Genomic DNA, 1,759 nt, shown 5'->3' on the forward strand with positions numbered 1-1,759 from the left:
CCCGTTAGAATTCCTGTAAAACAAATAATTTGCTCTTTGCATAAAAACGAGCGCCTCGGTACGATGGGGTTGCGCACGAGGTCATAGCCTCAAAAAGCCCATTCAGGAGGTCGCTCTACTATGAAGTTTAAAGCCCAGGACAAGCAAAATCAACTCATTGAAAACATTTCCTCATTACATCTAGTTGTAGGCGTAGATATTGCCCAGGAGGGTCACGTAGCTCGTGCGGTTAGCTACCGGGGAATTGCTCTCGGATCTCCACTTGAGTTTGGCAGCCATGACGAGGGTTTTCAGTTGTTCAGCCGCTGGATTCAAGATCTGCTTAAGTTGTACAAGCTGAACAAAATCATCGTCGGCATGGAACCAACCGGCCACTACTGGCTAAGCCTGGCTCGTTGGCTTTCAACCAAAGGAATTGAGGCTGTTCTCGTAAATCCTCATCTTGTCAAAAAGAACAAGGAAAACCGAGATAATACCCCATCCAAAAGTGACCGTAAAGATGCACTTGTCATCGCAGATATGGTCAAAAACGGATACTATTCCCCTGTACGCTTTAATCCGGAAGTCTACGAGGAACTTCGGATTCTCATGGCTAATCGCGACACGGTGGCCAAACGGCTTAACAGCGCCGTTAATCAAATTCACCGCTGGGTAGATATTGTGTTTCCAGAACTTCGTCATGTCTTTAAAATCCTTACCTGCACCAGTGCCATTGCCACGTTAAGGCTATTTCCTCTCCCGGAGGAAATTAGCCGTTTAACGACGGAGCAAGTCATTGCTGGCTGGAAGCAATACGTGAAGCGTCATGCAGGGGTGCATCGAGCCAAGCAACTCATTGCACTGGCTAAACGCAGCGTGGGCGTTACGCAGGCGCTGCATGCCTACAAGCTGCACTTGGGTCAACTGCTTGAAGAATACGACTTGGCGCAGCGACAGCTTGAGCAGATTGAACACGAGCTTCATCACATCCTGGAGCGTATTCCATACGCTCAGAAAATGCTTACCATTCGGGGCGTAAATGCAACGAGTTTAGCTGGGGTTCTAGGCGAAGCCGGTGATCTGAGCGGCTACGCGCACGGAAACGCATTACTACGACATGCGGGTTTAAATCTGGCTGAGGCCTGCTCGGGGAAGTGGCGTGGAAAAATGGTGCTCAGCAAGCGCGGGCGCCCCCGTCTCCGGCGTTTTCTCTATCTCATAACGATGTGCATGGTCATGACCAATCCAGATATTCGAGCCCTGCACCACCACAATGTCAACGTGAAAAAATTGAAGAAAATGAAATCTATTATGAAATTGTGCGGTAAAGTCGCCCGAATGCTTGTCAGTCTGGCCAAGAGCAGCGAAGCTTACGATTCGACTAAAGTGTCTCCGCAAGCAGCTTAAGCAGCATTCTCTCACCAGCTCATGCATTCGCAGGATGGACAAGAAGCACGGAGTATCGGGAGGCATTAAACAAAAGGGCTCGGACCCGTTCCGTTAGAAAAACCGAACTCCACCCCTTAGTTAGATGTGACGAAGGAATGAAAGGGCTTAGACCCGTTGAGACATGGGAGTGAGAATCGCTAGGGGCGACTTGGAGACGTGCATAATATGGGATAAACTGGGTGAATACTCCTCACCCTTGTTCCCGCATGCCCTTTGTACTACTCCAAGCCACCGGCCCCTCTGTGAACCTTCTCCTCTCACACTTAATTAAGGGTGAAATCCTGCGAATTCATGAGCCTGAGTGAGGAAACTGAATCATTTCGAGGGAGTT

The 1,759-nt window shown here is 49.3% G+C and carries 1 protein-coding gene; it reads left to right on the forward strand.

The window, feature by feature from the left end; translation table 11 throughout:
* Positions 1-120: 120 nt before the first annotated feature.
* The gene (locus tag ABH897_RS27535; RefSeq protein ID WP_404521966.1) at positions 121-1,386 is read left to right on the forward strand and encodes an IS110 family RNA-guided transposase; all 1,266 of its coding nucleotides are present in this window, start codon (positions 121-123) and stop codon (positions 1,384-1,386) included.
* Positions 1,387-1,759 lie beyond the last annotated feature (373 nt).

Origin of the sequence: Paenibacillus sp. RC73 (genome assembly GCF_044908085.1) — a bacterium.
Classification (GTDB): Bacteria; Bacillota; Bacilli; order Paenibacillales; family Paenibacillaceae; genus Paenibacillus; species Paenibacillus terrae_A.

Excerpts from the sequence above, each read along its gene's own strand:
- ABH897_RS27535 (WP_404521966.1), top strand. The coding sequence starts at position 121 with ATGAAGTTTAAAGCCCAGGACAAGCAAAATCAACTCATTGAAAACATT.